Raw genomic sequence first — 22,663 nt, forward strand, 5'->3', positions numbered from 1 at the left:
AAACCACGCAGTCGCCGTCTCAGGAGAACTTCCGAACCGTCATGTTCAGCGTGTCGAGGTCGACGATGGGGGCGTAGCCGGCGTCGGGGTCGATGTTGACGGACTTCTGGAAGTCGGTCTGGGCCTGCCAGCAGCCGGAGTTGACCGCGAGAACGTTGTGGTACTTGCCCCACCCGAGCTTGTGGACGTGGCCGGTGTGGAAGATGTCGGGCACGTCCTCCATGACGAGGTAGTCGAGTTCCTCGGGCGCGAGGCGGGTGTGGCCCCCGAACTGCGGCGCGACGTGGCGCTTTTTCAGGAGCTGATACATCGCCTTGTGCGGCTCGTCGTAACTCGCCTTATCCGCCGGCAGCTCGGCGATGACCTCGTCGAGCGAGACGCCGTGGTACATGAGAACGTTGACCCCTTCGAGCGTGATCATCGAGGGATTGCTCGTGATTCGAGCGTCGTGGGCCGACATGATGTCGCGGAGTTCGTCGTCGAAGCCGGGCTGTGGCTCCGCGAGTCGGACGGCGTCGTGGTTGCCCGGAATCATCACGATGTCGAGGTCGCCGGGCACCGATTTGAGGTGCTCCGAGAACGACTCGTACTGCTCGTAGATGTCGATGACGTCGAGTTCCTCGTCCTGATTCGGATAGACGCCGACGCCCTCGACCATGTCGCCGGCGATGAGGAGGTACTCGATGCGCTCCGCCTCCTCGGTGTGGAGCCAGTCCGCGAACCGGTTCCACGCGTCGGCCATGAACTCCTGGCTGCCGACGTGGACGTCCGAGATGAGCGCCGCCTGCACGTCCCTGTCGGCGGTGTTGGGGCGGTGGCTCCGCGGCACGTCGGGGAAGTGCATCGAGTCGACGAAGAGGATGCCCGCGTCGCCCGAGAGCGTCCCCTGCACCGCGATGCACTCGTCCATGAGGAGTTCGTCGACGTAGCCCGCGATGTCCTTGTCCTTCATCACGAGACAGGGGAACGTCCCCGTCGTGTCTTCGAGTTCGATAATCCAGTGGCCGCTCTTGGTGGAGCGAACGTCGTCGACGAGGCCGATGAGCTCCGCATCCTCGCCGCCGGACATGTTCGAGATGGCCTTCGCGGGGCGGTGGTTGACGCGCCCGCGGAGCATCTTCGAGAGTTTCTCGTAGCGGTCGCGGAACACCTTCACGAAGTCGTCGTACTCGCCGGTTCCCGTCGACTGGCCCGTCATGTCGTTGGCGATTTCGAGGGACCGAAGCGCCGGGTCGACGTTTCGTCCGGTCGGCTCTCCCTCGGCTTCGGCTGGAGTCGATTGAGCGGTGTGGTCCGCGTTGTCGTGCGATGTTGCAGCGGAAACAGGGGGGTCTGACGCGGCGGTGGCAGACGCGTCGGCGTCCGTAGCCCGCGCGGCGGCCGGGCCGGTCGATTCCGTTCCCGGCGGGTCCGCGGCGGGGGCGGACGCGAGCACCTCGCGGACGTGGTCGGCGGTGATGCGAAGCGCGTCGTCCGGGACGGCTTCGACGACGCGGGCGAGGGTTCGGCCGGGGTCGTCGGAGCCGGCGATGAGGGTCACGGCCTCGCGTTCGGCGTTGTAGCCGCGACCGACGAGCGCCCGGACGATGCGCGCCGGCGTCTCCAGTGGCACACCCGGAGTGTGCGACACGCGGCAAAAAGGATGCCGAAACCCAGAACGTTGAAACCCAGTCCGGGTAAACTGGGAGTGATGAGTGACGACGACGGTCGCCCGCCCTCCCCCGAACCGCGGCGCGGTCCCGCCTCCGACGAAGGCGTACTAACTCGGCTCCGGACGGCAGAGGAGGGGCCGCTGCTGTTCGTCCGCGAAGTCCTGACGAGCGCGCTCGCCGTGTTGGCCGTCGGGTTGTTCCTGTTCGCGGTGAGCGGCGTGTGGCCGCCGATGGTCGCCGTCGAAAGCGGGAGCATGGAACCGCACATGCACAAAGGCGACCTCGTGTTCATCACGGGACCGGACCGGTACGCCCCGGACGCGTCCGTCGAGGGAACTGCCGTCGTCACCGCCGAGACGGGCGCGGAGGTCGACTATCGGAAGTTCGGCGGCCCCGGCAGCGTCATCGTCTACGACGACCCCGGGTCGGCAGGGCCCCCGATTATCCACCGGGCGATGTTCTGGGTCGACGAAGGGGAGAACTGGTACGACCGGGCGAACCCCGAGTACATGTCGGCCGACAACTGTCGAGAACTCGCCAACTGTCCCGCGGAGTACGCCGGCTTCATCACGAAAGGCGACAACAACCCGCGGTACGACCAGGTGAGCGGCATCGCCGACCCGGTCCGACCCGAGTGGGTTCAAGGCGTCGCGCGGGTCCGCATCCCGCTTCTCGGCTGGGTCCGCCTGACGCTCGCCAACTCGATGGCGACGACGACGCCGGTCGCGCCCGTGTCGATTGATTCCGTTGATTCCGTCGAATCCGTCGACGTGACGACGGCGGAGCCGACGGTCGCCAACGTAGCGACGACGGCACCGCTTCCGGTCGAGACGTCGAAGACAGCAGTGCACGGCGACGCGGTCGCGGCGTGACCCGGGTTCGGTAAGCAGGACTAAGCAGAGCAGAACTAAGCAGAGAAGAACTAAGCAGAGCAGAACTTCTACGACGGCTCCGGTCAGAGAGCGACGGTTGTCGTTTAGTTGTCGAACCGCGCCTGCACGAACGGCTGTGCGCTCTCGATGTCGCCGAGCCGGGAGTCCGTCAGCAGGACGGCCTCGGTCTCGTCGATGGGGACAGAAAGGCTGATTTCCTTGGTCCGGCCGTAGCGACCCTTCGAGACGACGACGGCGTTGACGATGCCGAGCATGTCGAGTTCCGAGATGAGGTCGGTGACGCGGCGCTGGGTGAGTACGTCGGCGTCGATCTCCTCGCAGAGGCGCTTGTAGATGTTGAACACCTCGCCGGTGTTGATGTTGCGGACGCCGTTTTTCTCCAGGAGGATGATGGCGAAGAGGACGATTTTCGACTGCGTGGGGAGGGTACGGACGACCTCGACCACCCGGTCGAGTTCGATTTTGTCCTGCGCCTGCCGGACGTGTGCCTCCTCGACGGTGTCGGCCTGCCCGCGCTCTGCGAGCTCGCCGGCCGTGCGGAGCAGGTCGAGCGCGCGCCGGGCGTCACCGTGTTCCTGCGCGGCGAAGGCGGCGCACAGCGGAATCACGTCGTCGGTGAGCGCGCCGGGCTTGAACGCCACGTCGGCGCGGTGCTGGAGGATGTCGCGGAGCTGGTTCGCGTCGTACGGCGGGAAGACGATTTCCTCCTCGCCGAGGCTCGACTTGACCCGGGGGTCGAGGAAGTCGGTGAACTTCAGGTCGTTCGAGATACCCATGATGGAGATGCGGGAGTTGTCGAGTTCGGAGTTCATCCGCGAGAGGTTGTAGAGGGTGTCGTCGCCCGACTTCTCGACCAGTTTGTCGATTTCGTCGAGCATGATGACGACCACGCGCTCCTTGTAGTCGACGGCGTCGAAGAACGTCGTGTAGACCCGGTCGGTCGGCCACCCGGTCATCGGCACCGTCTCCATCTCGTCGGCGTCGTCGTCGAGTTCCGCCGCGCGCTCGTCTATCTCGGCGATGGAGTCGTAGGGCGTGTCCGCGAGGGCGTTCGGGTCTTCCGTCGCCCGGGTTCGCATCTCGTCGAGGCGTTCCTGTTCGGCCTCGATGCGCTCGACGTTCTTCTCGATGAACTTGTTCGCCAACTGCGCGAGCACGCGGTACTGCGTGTCCGTCACCTCGCAGTTGATGTACTCGACCTCGCAGGGCACGTCGTACTTCTGGGAGGTGGATTCGAGTTCCTGGCTGACGAACTTCGCGCTCGCGGTCTTCCCGGTCCCCGTCTTCCCGTAGATGAGGATGTTCGACGGCGTCTCCCCGCGCAGGGCGGAGACGAGAATCGTCGCCATCTGGTTTATCTGGTCGGTCCGGTGAGGGAGTTCGTGCGGGGTGTACGACGGGCGAAGGACTTCCTTGTTCTCGAAAATCGGCTCGCCGGCGAGGAGGTCGTCGAACAGTCCCTTCGAACCCTCGTCGTCGTTGAGGACGACCTTGTCGAGACCGACGTCGGGGTCTTTGTGCTGGTCGAGGTCCTCGTCGGGCGCGTCGGCGTCGGGGCCGATGCTCGCCTGAATGTCGATGTCTTCGGGGGAGACGTCGTCCTCGGCGGCTGGTGTCGGTGTCTCGGAGGACGCATCGTCAGCGGACGCGTCGGTACTGGGTGCATCGCCGGAGTCGCCGTCGACGGCGCTGTCGTCCGACGTGCTGTTCCCGACTTCTCCTCGTGCGCCGCCTCGCGGATTCTCTTCCTCGTCCATCGTGAATACCCCTTTGTTTCAAGTGGAATAGTCGCCCGCAGCGGCGCATACGGTGCGTGAGGCCGGTGGTAGTCGGCATCTGCGCGTCACGCCGAAGAAGGCGATTCCAGATGATGCAAAGGAACCAAACGAACAGTCGGTACAAAAATCTTACTTCTCCGACTCGTCTGCCGTCGTTCGACCGGAACTCGGCCGGACGGGACCGTTTCAACACGAGCGCTCGATTCGCTCGGGGGACGGAGACTCCTCGCGACCACTGTCCGGAAGCGCCGGTTGGAGTCGTCAGTCGGTCGAGGTCGTCACTCGTCAGACGATTGGGGTCGTCGGTTGGAAGTCGGGAGTCAGCTGAGGGTCAGCCGGGGGTCAGTCGATGGGGTCGGCAGGTCGTATCGACACCGAGAGCGGAACGTCTCGGAGTCGAAACCACGGCCGGGAGTCAGGGATGGGTGAGGAAGGGTTCGGATGAGACGAGTAGTTCGAGTCGATCGGAGAACGTAGTCGGATGGGGTCGGGAGTCGGATAGAGCTGATCGAATGAGTCGGCTGGCTGGGACGGAGGGAATTGGGTACAGTGGCATCGAGGTGAAACGGATCGGTTCGAACAATCGCACTCTGTCGAATCGAACCGCGGGACGCGTCGAGACTCCGAGCGATAGTGGTGGATTTCGACGAACGGCAGTTGCGCACCGGACACCCGGGCGGCACCACACCGGACTCCCGGTCGACGCGAAACCCACCGGTCCGCGTGGGTGGAGTGGAACTCGGAGTTGAGTGGACGTCCGACGAGAAAAATCGGTCCCCGAGACCCCTTCGTTTCGTGTGGAAACGGGCAAAACACGCTTCCGGAGAAATCGAGGGTCTGAGGATTTTAGCGACCGTCCTAACCCCTTGGTTTCCTCTGCAATTAAGTGGGTGTTCTCCAGTTCGACGGGAAACCCCTGGGGCTCGAATCCCCCACACCCCTTCGTTTCGGGTGGAGGCGTGAGAGGGTGGGGAGGGGGTCTCGGTGGTCTTTAGATACAGATAGTTTTATTACTTATATTGTCATACCGTAACCGTACTGGGGCAAAAAGAGATATTATTGTACTCCCCTAGAATAGAATTAACGTCCCACCGCCGTCTAGCGGTCTCCCCCCACCCACCCCTTCGGGCCGTTCCACCCGAAACGAAGGGGTGGGGGTGTTCCCCCGACCGTTTCGCGTCTACCAAATAGTGTCAACCCCGTGTCTTGTCCGCAGAGACTAAGGTGACGACAGATCGGGGGAGAGACCGGCTCGGTGTTTTCAGGAACTGTTCGGCACATTCAGGAGATTCTCCGTTCGTCGTATGTCCAAGTTACGCACGTGTGCGCGCAAAGTAACCATAAACTGCAATACGGATTCGGCTCGAACCGTTTTAGTATCAGTTACATTATACTCGGTGAACAAGCGCTCGTCTCTCGTTTCTCGTTGCCCGACCTCGTTTTATCGAACTGACCCTCGTCCACGACGCTCCTTTCTGTCGTCTTGTCTCCCACGTGACTGGTGTCTGACGTAGTGCTTAAGTGAGTCCGGTTGGGTGATACCTCCATACGCCCTCCACGACGCGTTCGGGAGGTGCGGGAGGCCCAGGATGGGACTGCTCACAGATTTAAGAGACAGCATCTCACGAGTCGTCGACCGGCTCTTTTCGGAGAGCGAGCCGAAGCGGATCGGTATATATGGCCCGCCCAACGCCGGGAAGACGACTCTCGCAAACCGTATCGCCCGTGACTGGACCGGTGACGCCATCGGTCCCGAGAGCCACATCCCTCACGAGACTCGCCGCGCCAGGCGGAAAGAGAACGTCGAAATCGAGCGGAACGGCAAGAAAGTCACCATCGACATCGTCGACACGCCGGGTGTCACGACGAAGGTCGATTACAAGGAATTCCTCGAACACGACATGGAGAAAGACGACGCCGTCCGCCGGTCCCGCGAGGCGACCGAGGGCGTCGCCGAGGCCATGCACTGGCTCCGCGAGGACGTCGACGGCGTCATCTACGTGCTCGACAGCACGAAGGACCCGATATCGCAGGTCAACACGATGCTCATCGGCATCATCGAGAGCCAGGACCTGCCCGTGCTCATCTTCGCGAACAAGATCGACCTCGAAGACTCGAACGTCGAGCGCATCGCGAACGCGTACCCACAGCACGAAACAGTCGAGTTGTCGGCGCTCGAAGGGGAGAACATGGACGAAGTGTACGCCAAAATCGCGGAGTACTTCGCGTGATTCACCATGCCTGAAGCAACCGCCTCCGACAACGGCTCCGACGGGGTCCAGATAGACCTCTTCAGCGGGAATCGGATGGCAAACCTCACGAGCATGGAGAAGATTCGGCTCATCCTCGACGGCGTCCGCGACGGCAACATCGTCATCCTCGAGGAGGGCCTTTCGCCCGACGAGGAGTCGAAGCTCATCGAGGTCACGATGGCCGAGATAAGCCCCGACGAGTTCAACGGAATCGAAATCGAGACGTACCCGCGTTCGCAGACCGCAGACCAGAGCTTCCTCGACCGGCTCATGGGCCGACAGTCGACCCAGAAGCTCACCGTCATCGGTCCCGCGAACCAGATTCAGACGCTACACAAGGACGAGAATCTCATCAGCGCGCTCGTCTCGCGAAAGTAGGGGGTCCCACGAACGCCCTCACGCGCCATCCGGCGTCAACATCTATCAATGCCACATCAATGCACCACGTGCGGTAAGGTGTTCCCCGACGGCTCGAAGGAGATGCTCTCGGGGTGCCCGAGCTGCGGCGGCAACAAGTTTCAGTTCAAGCCCGCATCGAGCGGGAGCGCTCCCGCGAGCGCGAGCGACGACGCGACGTCGACGGGCGGCGCCGGAACGCGGGACCTGACCTCCTCGGCGGCCGACGCCGTCCGAGACCGCGCGCAGCAGCAGTCCCACCCCGACACGACCGACGAGGAGTCGATGACCGTCAGCGACTGGGCGAACGCGAATGCGGACGCGGACGCCTCACAGCGAACCGAGACTGTCGATGCCGCCGGCTCGACCCAGAACGAGCCGTCGCCGACCGACGCGGCCGACGCAAGCGACGCGGTCGACGACCCCGAAGCCAAACCCCGCGGTTGGGGCGAATGGCCGTCTGCGCCCGGCGAGTCTCCGGGGGCAGACCCGCAGGATCCGGAAGCATCGCGGAACGAATCGCGGGCCCAATCGGCCTCGGAGCAGGCCAGCCGCTCGCGGGGACCGGATTCGCCCCCGAACCGCGAGCCGGGGAAAATCAACGCGCGCGAGACGGACGAAGACAACTCCCAGAAGAGCGCGCGGAGCGACGTCGTCACCCCCGAGGAACTCGCCGCTGCCGACGCGAACCGGCGCGACTCGCCGGCGGAGACGCCGTCCGAAGCGCCTTCCGGCCCCGACCCCGACGCGGCCGCCGGTCAGCCCGCGGACGCCGCACCCACGGACGCGGACGGTACGGTCATCGAGCCGTCGTCAGACGACCGACCCAACCTGGACCAGCTCCGCGAGGAGCTCAACGACCAGTTCGAGAGCATCAAAATCGTCAATCCCGGTCAGTACGAACTCAATCTCATGGAACTGTACGACCGCGACGAGTACATCATCTCGCTCCGCGAGGACGGCCGCTACGTCATCGAAGTCCCGGACTCGTGGGGACCGGGTAACCGCGAAGACTGAGCGCGTTCCTCGCGTCGAACTGATTTTCCGACCCCGTTGTTTCCGGTGGAACGCCGGCCGTTCGGTCCCGCGGACGAGTCCGTCCGTCGAATCGGCACAATCGTTATATACGATAGTTGAGAGTATATCTCCTTGGGGAAGCGCTATGTCCAATCCGCACAACGAAAAGGTCGCCGAGTGGGCGTCGCTCCTCGGAGCGTCGCTCCCGTCCGCGCGACCAGACGACCCCGACCTCGACACCGCCGACAGCGCGGGGTAACGACCGCCGCGGTTTCCACCGGCGGACCGCTTTACTTTCACCCCGCTCTGCGAACCCTTATCGGCGAGGACGAGTAATCGTCACCGATGCCGGCCTCCGAGGACGTTGCGTACGTGGACCACCCGCTACTCGCGCCGTCGTTCATCGAGCGACGGCTCTACCAGATTCGCCTCGCCGGTACCGCGCGCAACGGCCACACGCTGGTCTGTCTTCCCACCGGCCTCGGGAAGACGACCGTCAGCCTGCTCGTCACGGCCCAGCGGCTCCACGACGTCGGCGGGAAGTCGCTGTTTCTCGCGCCCACGAAGCCGCTCGTCCAGCAGCACGCCGACTTCTACCGCGAGGCGCTGAACGTCCCGGACGACGAAATCGTCGTCTTCACCGGCGACGTTCGGCCCGACGACCGGGCCGAACTCTGGCAGGAGGCCCAGATAGTTATCGCCACGCCGCAGGTCATCGAAAACGACCTCATCGGCAACCGTATTTCGCTTCGGGACGTGACGCACCTCACCTTCGACGAGTGCCACCGCGCGAGCGGCGACTACGCCTACGTCTACATCGCGGAGCGTTACCACGCCGACGCCGAAGACCCGCTCGTCACGGGGATGAGCGCCTCGCCGGGCGGCGACGAGGAGGCCATCCTCGAAGTCTGTGAGAACCTCGGCATCGTCGACGTGGAGGTGATGACCGAGGAGGACGCCGACGTGTCGGAGTACACCCACGACACGGACGTGGAGTGGAACCGCATCCAGCTCCCCGACGAGATTCTGGAGATACGCGACGCCCTCAACGAGGTCATCACCGACCGCCTGGAGAAACTCAAGCAGTTGGGCGTCACCAAGTCGACGAAGCCCGATATCTCCCAGAAGAAGCTCAACCGGATGCGCGCGGAGCTACAGCGACTGATGAACGCCGACAAGTCGGAGGGCTACAAGGGTATGTCCACGCACGCGGAGGTGATGAAGCTCCGCCGGGCGGTCGAGCTCGTCGAGACCCAGTCGGTCGAGTCGGTCCGGCGGTACTTCGAGCGCCAGCGCAACGCCGCCCGGTCGTCGGGCGCGTCGAAGGCCAGCCAGCGACTCGTCGCCGAACCGAAGGTCCGCGAGGCGATGCGGAAAGCCGAGTCGTTCGACGGCCTCCACCCGAAGTTCAGGAAGACGCGCATCCTCCTCGCGGAGACGCTCGGCATTCAGGACGGCGAGCGCGTCATCGTCTTCACCGAGTCCCGCGACACGGCCGAGGCGCTCACGGAGTTCCTCTCGGAGAGCTTCTCGGTCCGGCGGTTCGTCGGACAGGGCGACCGCGAGGGCTCCGACGGGATGACGCAGAAGGAACAGCAGGAGACCCTCGACAAGTTCCGAAGCGGCGAGTTCGAGGTGCTGGTCTCGACCTCCGTCGCGGAGGAGGGCCTCGACGTGCCCGAGGTCGACCTCGTGCTCTTTTTCGAACCCGTGCCGACGGCCATCCGGTCCATCCAGCGGAAGGGTCGGACCGGTCGTCAGGCCGACGGTCGCGTGGTCGTCCTCCTCGCGGAGGACACCCGCGACGAGGCGTACTTCTGGATATCGCGCCGCCGCGAGAAGACGATGCAAAACGAGCTTCGCGACCTCAAGGGCGCGGCCGACGACCTCGAAGCCGAACTCGACCCCTCCCAGCGCGACCTCTCGGCGTTCGCGGGCGACGACGGCAGTTCCGCCGGCAACGCCGGGAGTTCCACCGGAAACGAGGGGGTTGACGCCGCGGCCGGTGACGATGCAAACGTGGCGTCGGACGCGGAATCGGCCGCTGAATCAGCCGCCGCGTCGACCGCCACGAACGGAGAGACCGCGGTCGCCGCGGCGACCGACTCGGACGGGCAGTCGGGCCTCGCCGACTTCGGTCCCTCCGACGAGGAGTTGGCGCGGGCGGACGGCGACGACGACGACGGCGACGACGACGACGGCGACGATGAAAACGACGGCGACGGCGACGAGGCGGACGACCCGGCCACCGTCGCCGCGGCGGGAACGGACGACGAGGAGACCGTCGAAATCGTCGTCGACCAGCGCGAACTCGACTCCAACATCGCCCGCACTCTCTCGAAGCGCGAGGACCTGACGACCCGGTTGGAGACGCTCGCGGTCGGCGACTACGTCCTCTCGGACCGCGTCGCGGTCGAGCGAAAGAGCGTCTCGGACTTCCTCGACACGCTCACGGGCGGCGACCGCTCGATATTCGAGCAGATAGCGGACCTCACGCGTCACTACGCCCGGCCGCTTCTCATCATCGAGGGTCGTGGTCTCTACGAGGAGCGGAACATCCACCCCGGCGCGATTCGCGGGGCGCTGTCGTCGGTCGCGGTCGATTTCAACGTGAGCGTGCTGTTCACGGAGGACGAAGACGACACCGCGGAGATGCTGGCGACCATCGCCACCCGCGAGCAGACGGACCGCGAGCGCACCGTGAGCGTCCACGGCGGCAAGAGCGCGAAGACGCTCGACGAGCAACAGGAGTACGTCGTCTCGGCCATCGCCGACATCGGCCCGGTCACGGCGCGGACGCTGCTCGAAGCGTTCGGGAGCGTCGAGGCGGTCATGACCGCCAACGAGGACGACCTCAAAGAGGTCCGCGGCGTCGGCCAAGTCACCGCCGAGCGAATCCGCGAGGTCGTCGGGGCGGAGTATCGCTGAGCGCGGATGAGTGCGCTTCTCCGAAACAGAGGGACCGAAGCGTGTTGATTTCAACCGCCGAGAGCGATAGCGGTGCGCCGGTCGGTTATCGGTCGAGCGCGGAGATGGCCTCGGCGGCCTCGCGCGCGGCGGTCAGATACTCGGTCGCCCGCCGCGGGTCGTCGGTCGACTCGGCGCGCTCGGCGGCCCACGTCAGCGTCCGCACGAGCGACTCGCGCGCGTCGGTGACGTCGCCGGCGACCTCGCGGCGTGCACGCTGCCCGGTCGCCCGCTGCTCGCCTGCGGTTCGCGCTGACGGGGTCGCAGCGCGCCCGTTCGCGCCGGTGGGGTCACGGCGCGCCTCGTCGGCGACGCGGGTTCCTTGGCCCTGCGCCGGCTGTCGCGTTCCGGCCTGCGGTCGCTCGGAGTCCGACGCCTCGGCGGTGACCGCCGCAGGGTCGGCCGCCGCATCGGCGCGCTCTACGGACTCGGTCGCTCCGCCGGACGAGGCCTCGACCCCGCCTTCGACCGGGTCGGCTTCGACGGCCGCCTCGGCGGCCTGCTCGGCGTCTTGGTCCGCATTCGCCGCGACCTGCCCCTCGGCCTGACAGGTCGGACAGAACACCTGTCCCTCGTAGCGGAACAGCGGGTCGCCGCAGTTGTCGCAGTGCTTGTTCGTCATCGTCGCGCCCTTGAGGAGCAACTCGCTCATGCGCTGGGTCGAACGGCGCTTCGTCTCGTCTCGCTCGTACTTCTCCCGAAGTCGCTGCCGCTCTGCTTCCTTATCGAAGTCGCTCATGTGCGTGTGGACGCGACGTGCGTCGAAAAACCCCACGGCGTCGCTCGGGTGGTTTCGTCACCGGCGGTCTCACCGGCTCTCGCGGCCGAGGACACCCCGCCGCTGTCGGTCGAAATTCGACGACTGACGAACAGATAATCGACAGACGGCGCTTCGGTGCCCGTTTCGAAACGTTTACTCGGAATCCACAGCCTGGTTAATGTGGTATGACGAAAGTTAGCGTGATTGGTGCGGCCGGGACGGTCGGCGCCGCGGCTGGGTACAACCTCGCGCTTCGCGATGTCTGTGACGAACTCGTGTTCGTCGACATCCCGAAGATGGAAGACAAGACGGTCGGACAGGCGGCGGACACGAACCACGGCATCGCGTACGACTCCAACACGGTCGTGACGCAGGGCGGCTACGAGGACACCGCCGGCTCCGACGTGGTCGTCATCACGGCGGGCATCCCGCGGCAGCCGGGACAGACCCGCATCGACCTCGCGGGCGACAACGCCCCCATCATGGACGACATCGGCTCCTCGCTCGCAGAGCACAACGACGACTTCGTCTCCATCACCACGTCGAACCCCGTCGACCTGCTCAACCGCCACCTCTACGAGACGGGCGACCGCGACCGCCACAAAGTCATCGGCTTCGGCGGCCGACTCGACTCCGCCCGCTTCCGCTACGTGCTGAGCCAGCGCTTCGACGTGCCGGTCAAGAACGTCGAAGCGACCATCCTCGGCGAGCACGGCGACGCGCAGGTGCCCGTCTTCTCGAAGGTCCGCGTCGACGGCAACGACCCCGCCTTCTCCGGCGACGAGAAAGACGAGATTCTCGGCGACCTCCAGGAGTCCGCCATGGACGTCATCGAGCGCAAGGGCGCGACCCAGTGGGGCCCGGCGACCGGCGTCGCCCACATGGTCGAGGCCGTCCTGCACGACACCGGCGAAGTGCTTCCCGGCTCGCTCGTCCTCGACGGCGAGTTCGGCTACGAGGACACCGCCTTCGGCGTCCCCGTCAAGCTCGGCTCGAACGGCATCGAGGAGGTCGTCGAGTGGGACCTCGACGACTACGAGGCCGACCTCATGGACGACGCGGCCGAGAAGCTCCGCGACCAGTACAACAAAATCGCGTAAGCCGCTCCGGCTCGCTCGCGCGACGAATCCAATCCGTCTTTTTCACCCGACGCGGCCGACCCCGCTCAGAGCCGTCGCTTCAGCTCCGCGGCCGTCTTCTCGCCGACGCCGGGCACATCCGTCAGGTCCTCGACCGACGCCTCGCGGACGCCCTCGACGCTGCCGAACCGCGTGAGCAGCGCCCGGCGGGTCTTCTCGCCGACGCCGGGCACGTCGTCGAGGACGGTCTTCACCTCGTCGCGGAGCGTCTGGTGGTACTGGACGGCGAAGCGGTGGGCCTCGTCGCGGACGCGCTGGAGGACGTGCAGGTGCGGCGCGTCGTCCGGCCAGTCGAACGTCCGGTCGGGCGTGACGACCAGTTCGCGGTCCTTGGCGATGCCGACGGCGGGCACGTCCCAGCCGGTCTCCTCGAGGGCGTCCAGCGCGGCGTTCAACTGTCCCTTCCCGCCGTCGATGAGGAGTAAGTCGGGGTCCGGGCGGTCGTCGCGGCCTTCCAGCGCGCGGGTCGCCCGCCAGCGGACGAGTTCTCGCATGTTCGCGTAGTCGTCGTTGCGCTCGGGGAGTCGCCGCCGGCGGTAGTCCGAGGTTTCGGCGCTCCCCTCGACGAAGCACACGTCGCTGCCGACGACGGCCTTGCCCTGCGCGTGGCTCACGTCGAAGCCCTCGATGCGGGAGACGCGTCGCACGTCGAGGTCGAGTTCGCGGGCGAGCGTGGCGAGCCCGTCGTCGCGGCCGGCGCGCCGGCGGGCGTTCTTCAGGGCGAGTTCGATCAGTTTCGCCTCGCGGCCCGCGCCGGGGACGCGGACGCCCACGCCCTCCGATTCGAGCCACGCGACCACGTCCTCGTCGTCGGGATGCTCCGAGAGGACGACCGCGTCGGGGAGTTCGCGTTCGGCGTAGAACTGCGCGAGGAACGCCGAGAGGACGGCGGCCGTGCGGTCTTCGCCCTCGGGGGCGTCGAGGTGGTGCCGCGTCCGGTCGACCAGTTGCCCGCGCTCGGCGTGGAGCCGGGCGACGGTCGCCGAGTCGCCGCGGAGCGAGACGCCGAGCACGTCGATGGCGCGCTCGTCGGACTGCGACGAGACGGCGTCCTCGCCCGCGCCGTGGAACGACTCGACGACTTCCAACCGGTCGCGGAGGTTGGCGGCGCGCTCGAACTCCGCGTCCTGTGAGGCCGCCTCCATCTCCCGGCGGAGCGGGTCGGCGAGGACGCCCGTCTCGCCCTCGAAGAAGCGGACCGCCGACTCCACGTCCTCGCGGTAGTCGCGCTCCGCGATTTCGCCGGTACAGGGGGCCGTACACAGCCCCATCTCGTAGTCGAGACACGGCCGCGAGCGGTTCGAGTACTTGTGGTCAGAACAGCCGCGGAGGCCGTAGGTCTCCCGAATCGCCTTCACGACCGTCTCGACGCGGCCCTTGTCGGTGTACGGTCCGAAGACGGTCGCGGAGTCCTCGGGTTCGCGGGTGACCTCGATGCGCGGGACCGCGTGGGCCGTCAGTTGGACGAGCGGGTAGGACTTGTCGTCCTTCAGGCGGACGTTGTAGCGCGGCTGGTGGCGCTTGATGAGGTTGGCTTCGAGGAGGAGCGCCTGCGTTTCAGTGTCGGTAACGGCGAAGTCGATGTGCTCCGCGCGGTCGACCATCCGGGAGATACGCTCCGACCGCGGGTCGGCGTACGACCGAACCCGCGCGCGGATGTCGACGGCCTTCCCGACGTACAGCACCGTGTCGCCGGCGACGAACTGGTACACGCCGGGGTCCGACGGAAGCGCGCTGGCTCGTTCGCTGACCGCGGCAGGGTCCATCTGGGGTGGCTTACCGCGCGAAGGGCTTGAGGCTGACGCGTCGAGCCAGCGGGGCGGCCGATTCGGCCGTCTCGCCGCCCCGAAAATTATCTGATTTGATAATCTGCTCGAAAGATACTCCTGTGATGCTCTGAAACGTGGCCTCTAATGTCACTTGGTATACTCTCACGCGTCCGCTCGTGGTTCGGTGAGGAGACTCCGTTACCGGACGGCGGAATCGTCGCCGGTTCCGCCACGGACGCGCCGGACTTGAACGTCGACGACGACGTACTGCTCGACGGCGTCGGCCTCCCGGCGTTCGTCCTCGACGAGCAGGGTCGCATCGCGGCGTGGAACGCCGGCGTCGAGTCGTTGACCGGCACGTCCGCGGACGCCGCGCTGGGCCGACGCGACCTCGGTGATGCCTTCTACGGCGACTCCGCGGCCAGCGTGCTCGCGGGGCAGGTCCTCGACAACCCACTCGACGCCGCGGCGCTCGACGGCGTGGAACTCGACGACCCCGACCGCCTGCTCTACGCCGTAGAAGAGACGTTTGCGGACGTGAACGGCGACGACTGCCACGCCCGGCACACGGCGATGCCGCTCTACGAGGGCGACGAGCTCGTCGGCGTTCTCCAGACCGTCCGCAACCGGACGACGGAAGTCGAGCGCCACCGCGAGGTCGCCGCGCTCGTCTCCGAGGTCGAATCGACGCTGACCCAGTTGAGCGGGGGCAACCTCGACGCGCGGGCGACGATAGACGAGAGCGGGGCCGTCGACGACCAGCTCTATCTCGTCGTCGACGCGGTCAACGAGACGGCGCGCAACCTCTCGACGCTGGCGTCGAACGTCGAAGACGAGACGGAGACGGCGACCGCGGCGGTCACGCGGGCCGCCTCGGCGGCCGACGCCATCGTCGATAACGTCGAAGAGCAGCGCGACCTCCTCGACGAGGGCGCGACCCAGATGCAGCAGTTCAGCGCGACGATGGAGGAGGTCGCCGCGACCGCCGACGAGGTCGACACGGCGGCCACGGAGGCGCGGCAGGCGACCGCCGAGGGCCGCGAGGCCAACAGCGAGGCGCGAGCGGCGACCGAGAGCGTCGTCACGATGGGCGACGAGCTCGTCGACCGCGTGACCGAACTCGGCGGCCGCATGGACGACATCGAGGCGGTCGTCGAGGTCATCTCCGAGGTGGCCGAACAGACGAACCTGCTCGCGCTCAACGCGAACATCGAGGCCGCCCGCGCCGGCGAGGACGGCGACGGGTTCGCCGTCGTCGCGGAGGAGGTCAAGTCGCTCGCCGACGAGACGCGCCAGCACACCGAAGACATCACCGCGCAGATAGAGGACATCCAGTCGCAGACCGGCGAGGCGGTCCACGCGGCGACGGAGTCGAACGACCGCATCGAGCACGCCGACGACCGCATCTCCGAGATGCTGGCGGCGTTCGAGGAAATCGCCACCTCCATCGACACCGCCGCGGACGGCGTCGCGGAGGTCTCCCGCGCGACCGACGAGCAGGCCGAGGCGGTCGAAGAACTGACCGCGACCATCGAGGACGTGCGCGACCGGACCGTCGAGACCGAGGGCGCGGTCGACAGCATCGTCAGCGCGACCGACGAGAGCACGCAGGCGCTGTCGTCGCTCGCCATGGAAGTCGAGGAACTGACGGGCAATCGCTCCTGAGCCGGGTTCCGAACGGCCGGCGTCGATGCCGGCACGCGTAAGGGAACCCCGTCCGAACCACGGGGCATGAGCGACGACGACACGACGCGGCTCTGGTTGGTCGAGCGGTCCTACGACGACCGGGACCTCATCATCCTCATCTACGCGACGCCGGACGGCGAGTACGAACTCCGGAAGGAGCTCGCCGCGGCCGTGATGCACCAGCGCCGGATGACCGTGACCGCCGCCATCGACGCGCCGACCGAGAACCTCGAACCAGTAAGTGACGACGACCTGCGCGAGCGGTACGCGACGGAGGCCACGAAGATGGCCGACTCCCACGAACCCGACGAAGAGGTCTGAGGCGGCACAGCCGACCGTCGACATCGACCGCCGATACCGGCCGTCGAACCCGACCGAATCGCACGACTGCGGCGATGTGACTCCTCCGTCTGACCCTCCGCTCGGCGCGGGAATGTTATCGCCCGTGATTTTTGCACCTAAAACCCTTTAACCCAGTACGACGCAGGCCCGCCCATGGCCGCCATCGAACTGAACGGGGTGACGAAACGGTTCGAAGACGACGAGGGACTGTTCGATTCTCTCCTCCCGTCGTCCGACGCCGACGCCGTCACCGCCGTCGACGACCTCACGTTCTCCGTCGCGGAGGGTGAGGTCTTCGGGTTCCTCGGTCCCAACGGTGCCGGAAAATCGACGACTATCAACATGCTTCTCGACTTCGTGCGCCCGACGAGCGGGTCCGTCCGCGTGCTCGGACACGACGCGCAAGCCGAGAGCGTGGCCGTCCGGCGTCGGACCGGCGTACTCCCCGAGGGGTACGACGTGTACGACCGGCTGACCGGGCGCGAACACGTCGAGTTCGCCATCGAGTCCAAGGAAGCCGACGACGACCCCGACGAACTGCTCTCCCGCGTCGGCCTCGACCCCGACGAGGCGGACCGCCGCGCCGGCGGCTACTCCAAGGGGATGTCCCAGCGCCTCGCGCTCGCGATGGCGCTCGCCGGGAGTCCCGACCTCCTCGTCCTCGACGAGCCATCCTCCGGTCTCGACCCCGCCGGCGCGCGCGAGATGCGCGACATCGTCCGCACCGAGGCCGACCGCGGCGCGACGGTGTTCTTCTCCAGCCACGTCCTCGGACAGGTCGAAGCGGTCTGTGACCGCGTCGGCATCATGCGCGACGGCGAACTCATCGCCGAGGACACCATCGAGGGGCTCCGGAGCCGAATCGAGACCGACTCGGTTCTCCGCATCGACGTCGACGGCGACGCCGCCCTCGACGCTGTCCGCGCCCTCGACGGCGTCTCGTCGGTCGAGACCGACGGCGACCGCCTCATCGTCGGCTGTACCGACGACGCCAAGTCGCGCGTCATCGAGGCCGTCGAGGCCGGCGGCGCGACCGTGGCCGACTTCGAGACTGACTCCGCGTCGCTGGAGGACATCTTCCTCGCGTACACCGAGGGCGACGACTCCGCAGGCGAACCGGAGGTGACAGCATGACGCTCGAATCGGTCGCGCGCAAGGACTTCCGCGACGCTCTCCGGTCGCGGTGGCTCCTCGGCCTGACGCTGTTTTTCGCCCTCCTCATCGGCGGGTCGACGGCGCTGTTCTACGGCGTCCTGCTCTCTGGCGCGGGCGCGAACTCCGAGACGCTGTTCGGCCTCACCACCGCGCCCGGCGGGCTGTTCAACTTCTCCTACGCGGGCATGCTCGGGTTCGTCCTCGCGCTCATCGCGCTCGTGACGGCCCACGGCTCGCTCATCGACGAGCGCGAGTCGGGCACCATCAAGCTCCTGCTGTCGCTGCCGAACTCTCGGCGCGACGTGGTGTTCGGAAAGCTCGTCGGCCGCACGCTCGTCGTCATCATCTCGATGCTCGTCGGCTTCGTCGTCGCCCTCTTCGCGATGCTGTTCACCGGCGGGCAGGTCATGTTCGTCTCCTACGCGGGACAGGTCGCCCTCTCGGGGCTCCTCGCCACGGCGTTCGTCTCCATCGGCGTCTGGCTCTCCGCGACCTCGGCGTCCCAGCGACAGGCGCTGTTCGGCACCGTCGGGCTGTACTTCATCTTCGCCGTCCTCTGGTCGACGGTCGCCACGGGCGTCCCGCGGCTCGTCAACTGGGTCATCGAGCAGCTCGGTCTCACCGCGCTGACCGCGCCGCAAATCGTCCAGATGCGCCTTTTCATCAAGTACCTGAACCCGCTTCGAGCCTACGAGACGCTGGTCGCGGAACTGTACGGCCCCGCGGTCGCCGCCCGCCTGTTCAAGGCCGGACTCGGCGAGCGACTCGCCATCGAGGCGACCTTCAGCGAGGCACTTCCGTTCTACTTCACCGGGCCGTTCATCCTCGCCATCCTCCTCGCGTGGATCGTCGTCCCGCCGCTGCTCGGCTACCGCGCGTTCCAGAAGGCGGACCTCTGAGGCGGAGACGCGGGCCGCAGAGGCGGTAACGACCGCTTTCGCGACTCTCCCACCGACTGTCGACTATTCTGGTGGGTACGCCACGCCGCGCTCTGCGAGCAGGTCCTTGAACTCGGCTTCCGTGAGCGTCGGTACGTCGTTCGCGTCGGCGTCGTCGCGCTTCGACTGGCCGGGGTTCTCGCCGACGACGAGGTAGTCGGTGTTGCCCGAGACGGAGCCGGTAACGCTGCCACCGTGAGATTCGACGAGGTCCTTCACGTCGCCCCGGCTCGCGGCGAGCGTCCCGGTCACGACGAACGTCAGGCCGTCGAGTTCGTCGCCGCCCGATTCGACGGGTTCGGGGTCGACGCCGCGGTCGAGGAGCGCGCGAATCACGGCGCGGTTGTCCGCGTTCTCGAAGAAGTCGCGGACGCGGCGCGCGACCGTCTCGCCCACGTCGGGGACCGTCGTCAGGCGCTCTTCGAACGCGTCGAACTCGCCTTCGTCGGCGTCGGATTCGATGGGAAACGCCTCGATTGACCCGAACTCGCGGGCGAGACCGCGGGCGGTCGCTTCTCCGACCTCGGGGATGCTCAGGCCGACGAGGAACGAGTCGAGAGCGGGGTTCGTCGAGTTCTCGACGGCGGTCACGAGGTTCTCGGCGCTCGTCTCGCCCCACCCTTCTAACTCGGCGAGGTCGTCGGCCGTCAGGCCGTACAGGTCGGCGACCGTCTCGACGAGGCCGGCGTCGACGAGCTGGGAGACGCGCTCCCCGCCGAGGCCGTCGATGTCCATCGCGCCCTTGACCGCGAAGTGGCCGATAGAGGCCTCCCGTTGGGCCGGACACGAAAGCCCGCCCGAGCAGAACGCCAGCGGGCCGTCGCGGTCCACCGCGCTCCCGCAGACCGGACACTGGTCGGGGAACTCGTAGCTCCCGCCGCCGTCCTCCGTGACTTCGACCACCTGCGGAATCACGTCGCCGGCGCGCTTGACTCGGACTCGGTCGCCGACCGCGACGCCGAGGTCGGCTATCTCGTCGGGGTTGTGGAGCGTCGCCCGCGAGACGGTGACGCCGCCCACGTCGACGGGGTCGAGGATGGCGACCGGCGTGAGTCGGCCCGTTCGTCCGACCTGCACGACGATGTCGCGGACGGTCGTCACCTCGTGGCGCGCGGGGAACTTGTAGGCGAACGCCCAGCGGACCGAGCGACTCTTTTCGCCCAAGCGCTCGCGGGCCTCCCGCGAGTCCACCTTGATGACCGTCCCATCGATTTCGTAGTCGAGGTCGTCGCGGGCCGCCTGCATCCGGTTTCGGTAGTCGATGGCTCCCTCCACGTCTTCGGCGCGCTCGACGCGGTCGGCGACGCGGAGGCCCCACTCGCGCAGGCGGTCGAGCGCCGCCCACTGGCTGTCGGGGCGCGCGCTCGCGTCGAGGATGTCGTAGAAGAAGACCGCGAGCGGCCTGTCGGCGACGACCGAGGGGTCGAGGTTGCGGAGCGTCCCGGCGGCCGCGTTCCGGGGGTTGGCGAAGGCGTCCTCGCCGGCCTCGACGCGCCGGGCGTTGAGGTCGCTGAAGTCGGACTTCGGCATGTAAATCTCGCCGCGGACGGCCAGTCGGTCGGGGTGGTCGCCGCGGAGCGACAGCGGCACGGTCGGAATCGTCTTCACCTGCGCGCTCACGTCGTCGCCGCGTCGGCCGTCACCGCGGGTGGCCGCGCGGGCGAACTCGCCGCCCTCGTAGACGACTTCGACCGAGAGGCCGTCGAACTTGGGCTCGCAGACGTAGTCGACCGCGCCGACCTCGCGGCGGACGCGCTCGTCGAACTCCCGGAGGTCGTCGGCCTCGGTGCTCTGGTCGATAGAGAGCATTGGCGCGACGTGTTCGACCGTCTCCAGCGCGTCGATCGGCTCGCCGCCGACGCGGTTCGTCGGGCTGTTGGTCGTGTCGAGGTCGAACGCGCCTTCGAGCGCGACGAGGCGGGAGAACAGCGCGTCGTAGGCCGCGTCGGAGACGAGTGGGTCGGCCTCGACGTAGTAGCGGTGGTCGTGCTCGCGGACGGCTTCGCGGAGGAGCGCGGCCTGTTCTTCGGCCGCTTCGCGCGAGAGCGACTCGGCGGGTTCGAACTCGGTCGGCGGGTCGCGGAGGTACGGGTTCGACTCGGCGTCGATGTCGGCGTCGCTCATTGGTTCGGGTGTCGGCGGGACGGCGGGTAAACGCTCCGGGGTGACGGCGAACGGCGACGTTCCGGCCGCGACGACTCCCGCCCGAACCGCGCCGCGTCACGCGAACAGGTAGGCGACGCCGAGCGCGGACATGAAGACGCCGACGAACCGCGTGAGCGTCACGTTCCACTCGGCGGGTTCGACCTCGTCGTTGGGGGTCTTGCTCCCGATGGCGTCGACCCGCTCGCCGAGTTTCGACACGCGGTAGGGGAACGCCGCCGCCGGGAGGCCGACTGCGAGAAAGACGGCGGCGACGAGGAGGAAGTCTCCGGCCATGAAACCGGTCTTCGGTCTCGGGGAATAAGCGTGTTGGCGACGACGGTAGGCGAAGCCGGGGATGAGACTGTGCGCCGACGATTCGGCTCTCGCCGACCGCTCACCTGCGGTTCACGACCATCTCGACCGACCCCTCGGGTCGGAGCGTAATCGAGGGGTCGAACGACAGGTCGTGGGTCGGGTCGACCGTCCACGACCGGGCAATCGTCGCCAGCGCGAGACGCGCTTCCAGCATGGCGAAGCGGTCGCCGATACACCGCCGCGGGCCGCCGCCGAACGGGAAGTAGGCGTACTTCGGGAGGTCGCGCTCGAACGCTTTCGTCCACCGGCTCGGCCGGAAGTCGAGGGGGTCGTCGTAGAACCGCGGGTCGCGGTGGAGCACCCACTGCTGGACCGAGACGGTCTGTCCGGGTTCGACGCGGTAGCCGCCGACTGCGTCGGGTTCGGCGGCCTCGCGGATGAGTTCCCACACCGGCGGATAGACCCGCATCCCCTCCTTGACGACCTGCTCGGTGTAGGTCAGATCGTCGAGGTCGCCGAAGCCGGGGCGCTCGCCGTCGAGGACGGCGTCGAGCTCCTCGCGGAGCGTCGACGCCTGCTCGGGGTTCGTCCCGAGGAGGTGGAGCGTGTAGGTGAGCGCCAGCGCGGTCGTCTCGTGGCCGGCGAGGAGGATGGTCACGAGTTCGTCGCGTATCTGCTCGTCCGACAGGGAATCGCCGTCGTCGTCGCGGAACGTCAACAGGAGCGAGACGACGTCGTTGGCCTCGGGGTCGGGGTCGTCGTCGCGGTGCTCGGTCACGATGCGGCCGACGACCTCGGTGAGGTCGTCCAGCGCCTGCTGATACCGACGGTTGCGCGGAGTGGGGACCCACCGCGGCACGTCCACCGGGCGCTTCATCGAGGTCGACGAGTAGTCCATGACGGTTTCGAGGGCGTCGCCGACGGCGGACTCCTCCTCGCGGATGTCCACGTCGAACAGCGTCTTCGCGGCGATTTCGACGGTGAGGCTCATCATGTCCTCGTGGATGTCGCGTGTCTCGCCGTCCTCCCACGACGACAGCATGCGCTCCGTGTAGTCGACCATCACCTCGCTGTAGCGCCGGAGCATCTGCGGGAGGAACGCCGGCTGCATCAGGTGGCGCTGCTGCCGCCAGAACTCGCCCTCGCTCGTGAGCAGGCCGTCGCCGAGGACCGTCCCGAGCGATTCCTGAAACAGCTCGCCTTTGATATACCGCTGGTTCTCCTGTACGAGGACGTGCTCGACGAGTTCGGGGTCGCTCAGCTGGTAAAACGAGATGCCGCCGATGTCGTACTCGGCGACCGGACCGTACTCGCGGGCGACCTCGGTGACGAACGCGAGCGGGTCGTCCGCGTACCGAAGGGTGTGGTGGACCACGGGCTTCGACGGGGGACTCGGCGGTCGTTCTCGACCGCCTTGCGTCGCTTCTGACATGGATGAAGCTACGGGCGGAACCGGGAT

17 protein-coding genes are annotated in these 22,663 nt (G+C 67.0%); 10 read left to right on the forward strand and 7 right to left on the reverse strand.

The features are described from left to right. Positions 1–19: 19 nt before the first annotated feature. Positions 20–1,612, reverse strand: coding sequence for a DNA-directed DNA polymerase II small subunit (locus DEQ92_RS08680; RefSeq protein WP_050458399.1), 1,593 nt, complete (start codon positions 1,610–1,612; stop codon positions 20–22). 78 nt (positions 1,613–1,690) lie between these two features. Between DEQ92_RS08680 and DEQ92_RS08685 the strand changes: the two genes are divergently transcribed. Beyond that, positions 1,691–2,524: a S26 family signal peptidase gene (locus tag DEQ92_RS08685; RefSeq protein WP_199522714.1), complete on the forward strand. Its 834-nt coding sequence runs from the start codon at positions 1,691–1,693 to the stop codon at positions 2,522–2,524. 104 nt (positions 2,525–2,628) lie between these two features. On the opposite strand, the gene DEQ92_RS08690 is transcribed toward DEQ92_RS08685, so the two are convergent. Further along, positions 2,629–4,302: a Cdc6/Cdc18 family protein gene (locus DEQ92_RS08690; RefSeq protein WP_004974065.1), complete on the reverse strand. Its 1,674-nt coding sequence runs from the start codon at positions 4,300–4,302 to the stop codon at positions 2,629–2,631. Between the two features lie 1,610 nt (positions 4,303–5,912). On the opposite strand from DEQ92_RS08690, the gene DEQ92_RS08695 reads away from it, so the two are divergent. The 4 genes from DEQ92_RS08695 to DEQ92_RS08710 all read left to right on the forward strand — a co-directional run bounded on the left by DEQ92_RS08695 (position 5,913) and on the right by DEQ92_RS08710 (position 10,916). Then, positions 5,913–6,554: an Era-like GTP-binding protein gene (locus DEQ92_RS08695; RefSeq protein WP_004974066.1), complete on the forward strand. Its 642-nt coding sequence runs from the start codon at positions 5,913–5,915 to the stop codon at positions 6,552–6,554. Between the two features lie 6 nt (positions 6,555–6,560). Continuing rightward, the gene (locus tag DEQ92_RS08700; RefSeq protein ID WP_004044951.1) at positions 6,561–6,953 is read left to right on the forward strand and encodes a DUF2073 domain-containing protein; all 393 of its coding nucleotides are present in this window, start codon (positions 6,561–6,563) and stop codon (positions 6,951–6,953) included. 48 nt (positions 6,954–7,001) lie between these two features. Further along, positions 7,002–7,988: a Zn-ribbon containing protein gene (locus DEQ92_RS08705; RefSeq protein WP_115804350.1), complete on the forward strand. Its 987-nt coding sequence runs from the start codon at positions 7,002–7,004 to the stop codon at positions 7,986–7,988. A 345-nt stretch (positions 7,989–8,333) separates the two neighbouring features. Next, positions 8,334–10,916: a DEAD/DEAH box helicase gene (locus DEQ92_RS08710; RefSeq protein WP_115820657.1), complete on the forward strand. Its 2,583-nt coding sequence runs from the start codon at positions 8,334–8,336 to the stop codon at positions 10,914–10,916. Positions 10,917–11,001: 85 nt separating this feature from the next. Here the strand turns inward: DEQ92_RS08710 and DEQ92_RS08715 are convergent, their stop codons facing one another. Beyond that, a complete protein-coding gene (locus DEQ92_RS08715; RefSeq protein ID WP_004974079.1) occupies positions 11,002–11,694 on the reverse strand; it encodes an Sjogren's syndrome/scleroderma autoantigen 1 family protein in 693 nt (230 codons plus the stop codon). Positions 11,695–11,900: 206 nt separating this feature from the next. On the opposite strand from DEQ92_RS08715, the gene mdh reads away from it, so the two are divergent. Continuing rightward, positions 11,901–12,815, forward strand: a complete 915-nt coding sequence (gene mdh / locus DEQ92_RS08720) for a malate dehydrogenase (RefSeq protein ID WP_049905028.1) — start codon at positions 11,901–11,903, stop codon at positions 12,813–12,815. Positions 12,816–12,880: 65 nt separating this feature from the next. Here mdh and DEQ92_RS08725 read toward each other — a convergent pair whose 3' ends face one another. Then, entirely contained in the window at positions 12,881–14,620 is a 1,740-nt protein-coding gene (locus tag DEQ92_RS08725; protein ID WP_115804348.1) for an excinuclease ABC subunit C, read from the reverse strand. A 147-nt stretch (positions 14,621–14,767) separates the two neighbouring features. On the opposite strand from DEQ92_RS08725, the gene DEQ92_RS08730 reads away from it, so the two are divergent. From DEQ92_RS08730 to DEQ92_RS08745, 4 genes are all read left to right on the forward strand, one after another. Next, complete coding sequence (locus DEQ92_RS08730) at positions 14,768–16,288, forward strand: methyl-accepting chemotaxis protein (protein WP_004974085.1); 1,521 nt, start codon at positions 14,768–14,770, stop codon at positions 16,286–16,288. Between the two features lie 66 nt (positions 16,289–16,354). Then, entirely contained in the window at positions 16,355–16,630 is a 276-nt protein-coding gene (locus DEQ92_RS08735) for a hypothetical protein (protein ID WP_004974087.1), read from the forward strand. A gap of 174 nt (positions 16,631–16,804) precedes the next feature. Then, complete coding sequence (locus DEQ92_RS08740; protein ID WP_004974090.1) at positions 16,805–17,785, forward strand: ABC transporter ATP-binding protein; 981 nt, start codon at positions 16,805–16,807, stop codon at positions 17,783–17,785. Continuing rightward, entirely contained in the window at positions 17,782–18,705 is a 924-nt protein-coding gene (locus DEQ92_RS08745; protein WP_004974092.1) for an ABC transporter permease, read from the forward strand. The genes DEQ92_RS08740 and DEQ92_RS08745 overlap by 4 nt, the downstream gene beginning before the upstream one ends. Before the next feature lie 63 nt (positions 18,706–18,768). On the opposite strand, the gene ligA is transcribed toward DEQ92_RS08745, so the two are convergent. The 3 genes from ligA to DEQ92_RS08760 all read right to left on the reverse strand — a co-directional run bounded on the left by ligA (position 18,769) and on the right by DEQ92_RS08760 (position 22,636). Then, positions 18,769–20,868: an NAD-dependent DNA ligase LigA gene (gene ligA, locus DEQ92_RS08750; protein WP_004974095.1), complete on the reverse strand. Its 2,100-nt coding sequence runs from the start codon at positions 20,866–20,868 to the stop codon at positions 18,769–18,771. A 96-nt stretch (positions 20,869–20,964) separates the two neighbouring features. After that, a complete protein-coding gene (locus tag DEQ92_RS08755) occupies positions 20,965–21,183 on the reverse strand; it encodes a hypothetical protein (RefSeq protein WP_004974097.1) in 219 nt (72 codons plus the stop codon). Between the two features lie 100 nt (positions 21,184–21,283). Continuing rightward, positions 21,284–22,636 (reverse strand): cytochrome P450, encoded by a 1,353-nt coding sequence (locus DEQ92_RS08760; protein WP_049905029.1) that lies wholly within the window; start codon positions 22,634–22,636, stop codon positions 21,284–21,286. Positions 22,637–22,663: the final 27 nt, after the last annotated feature.

Source organism: Haloferax sp. Atlit-6N, assembly GCF_003383195.1.
GTDB lineage: Archaea > Halobacteriota > Halobacteria > Halobacteriales > Haloferacaceae > Haloferax > Haloferax gibbonsii.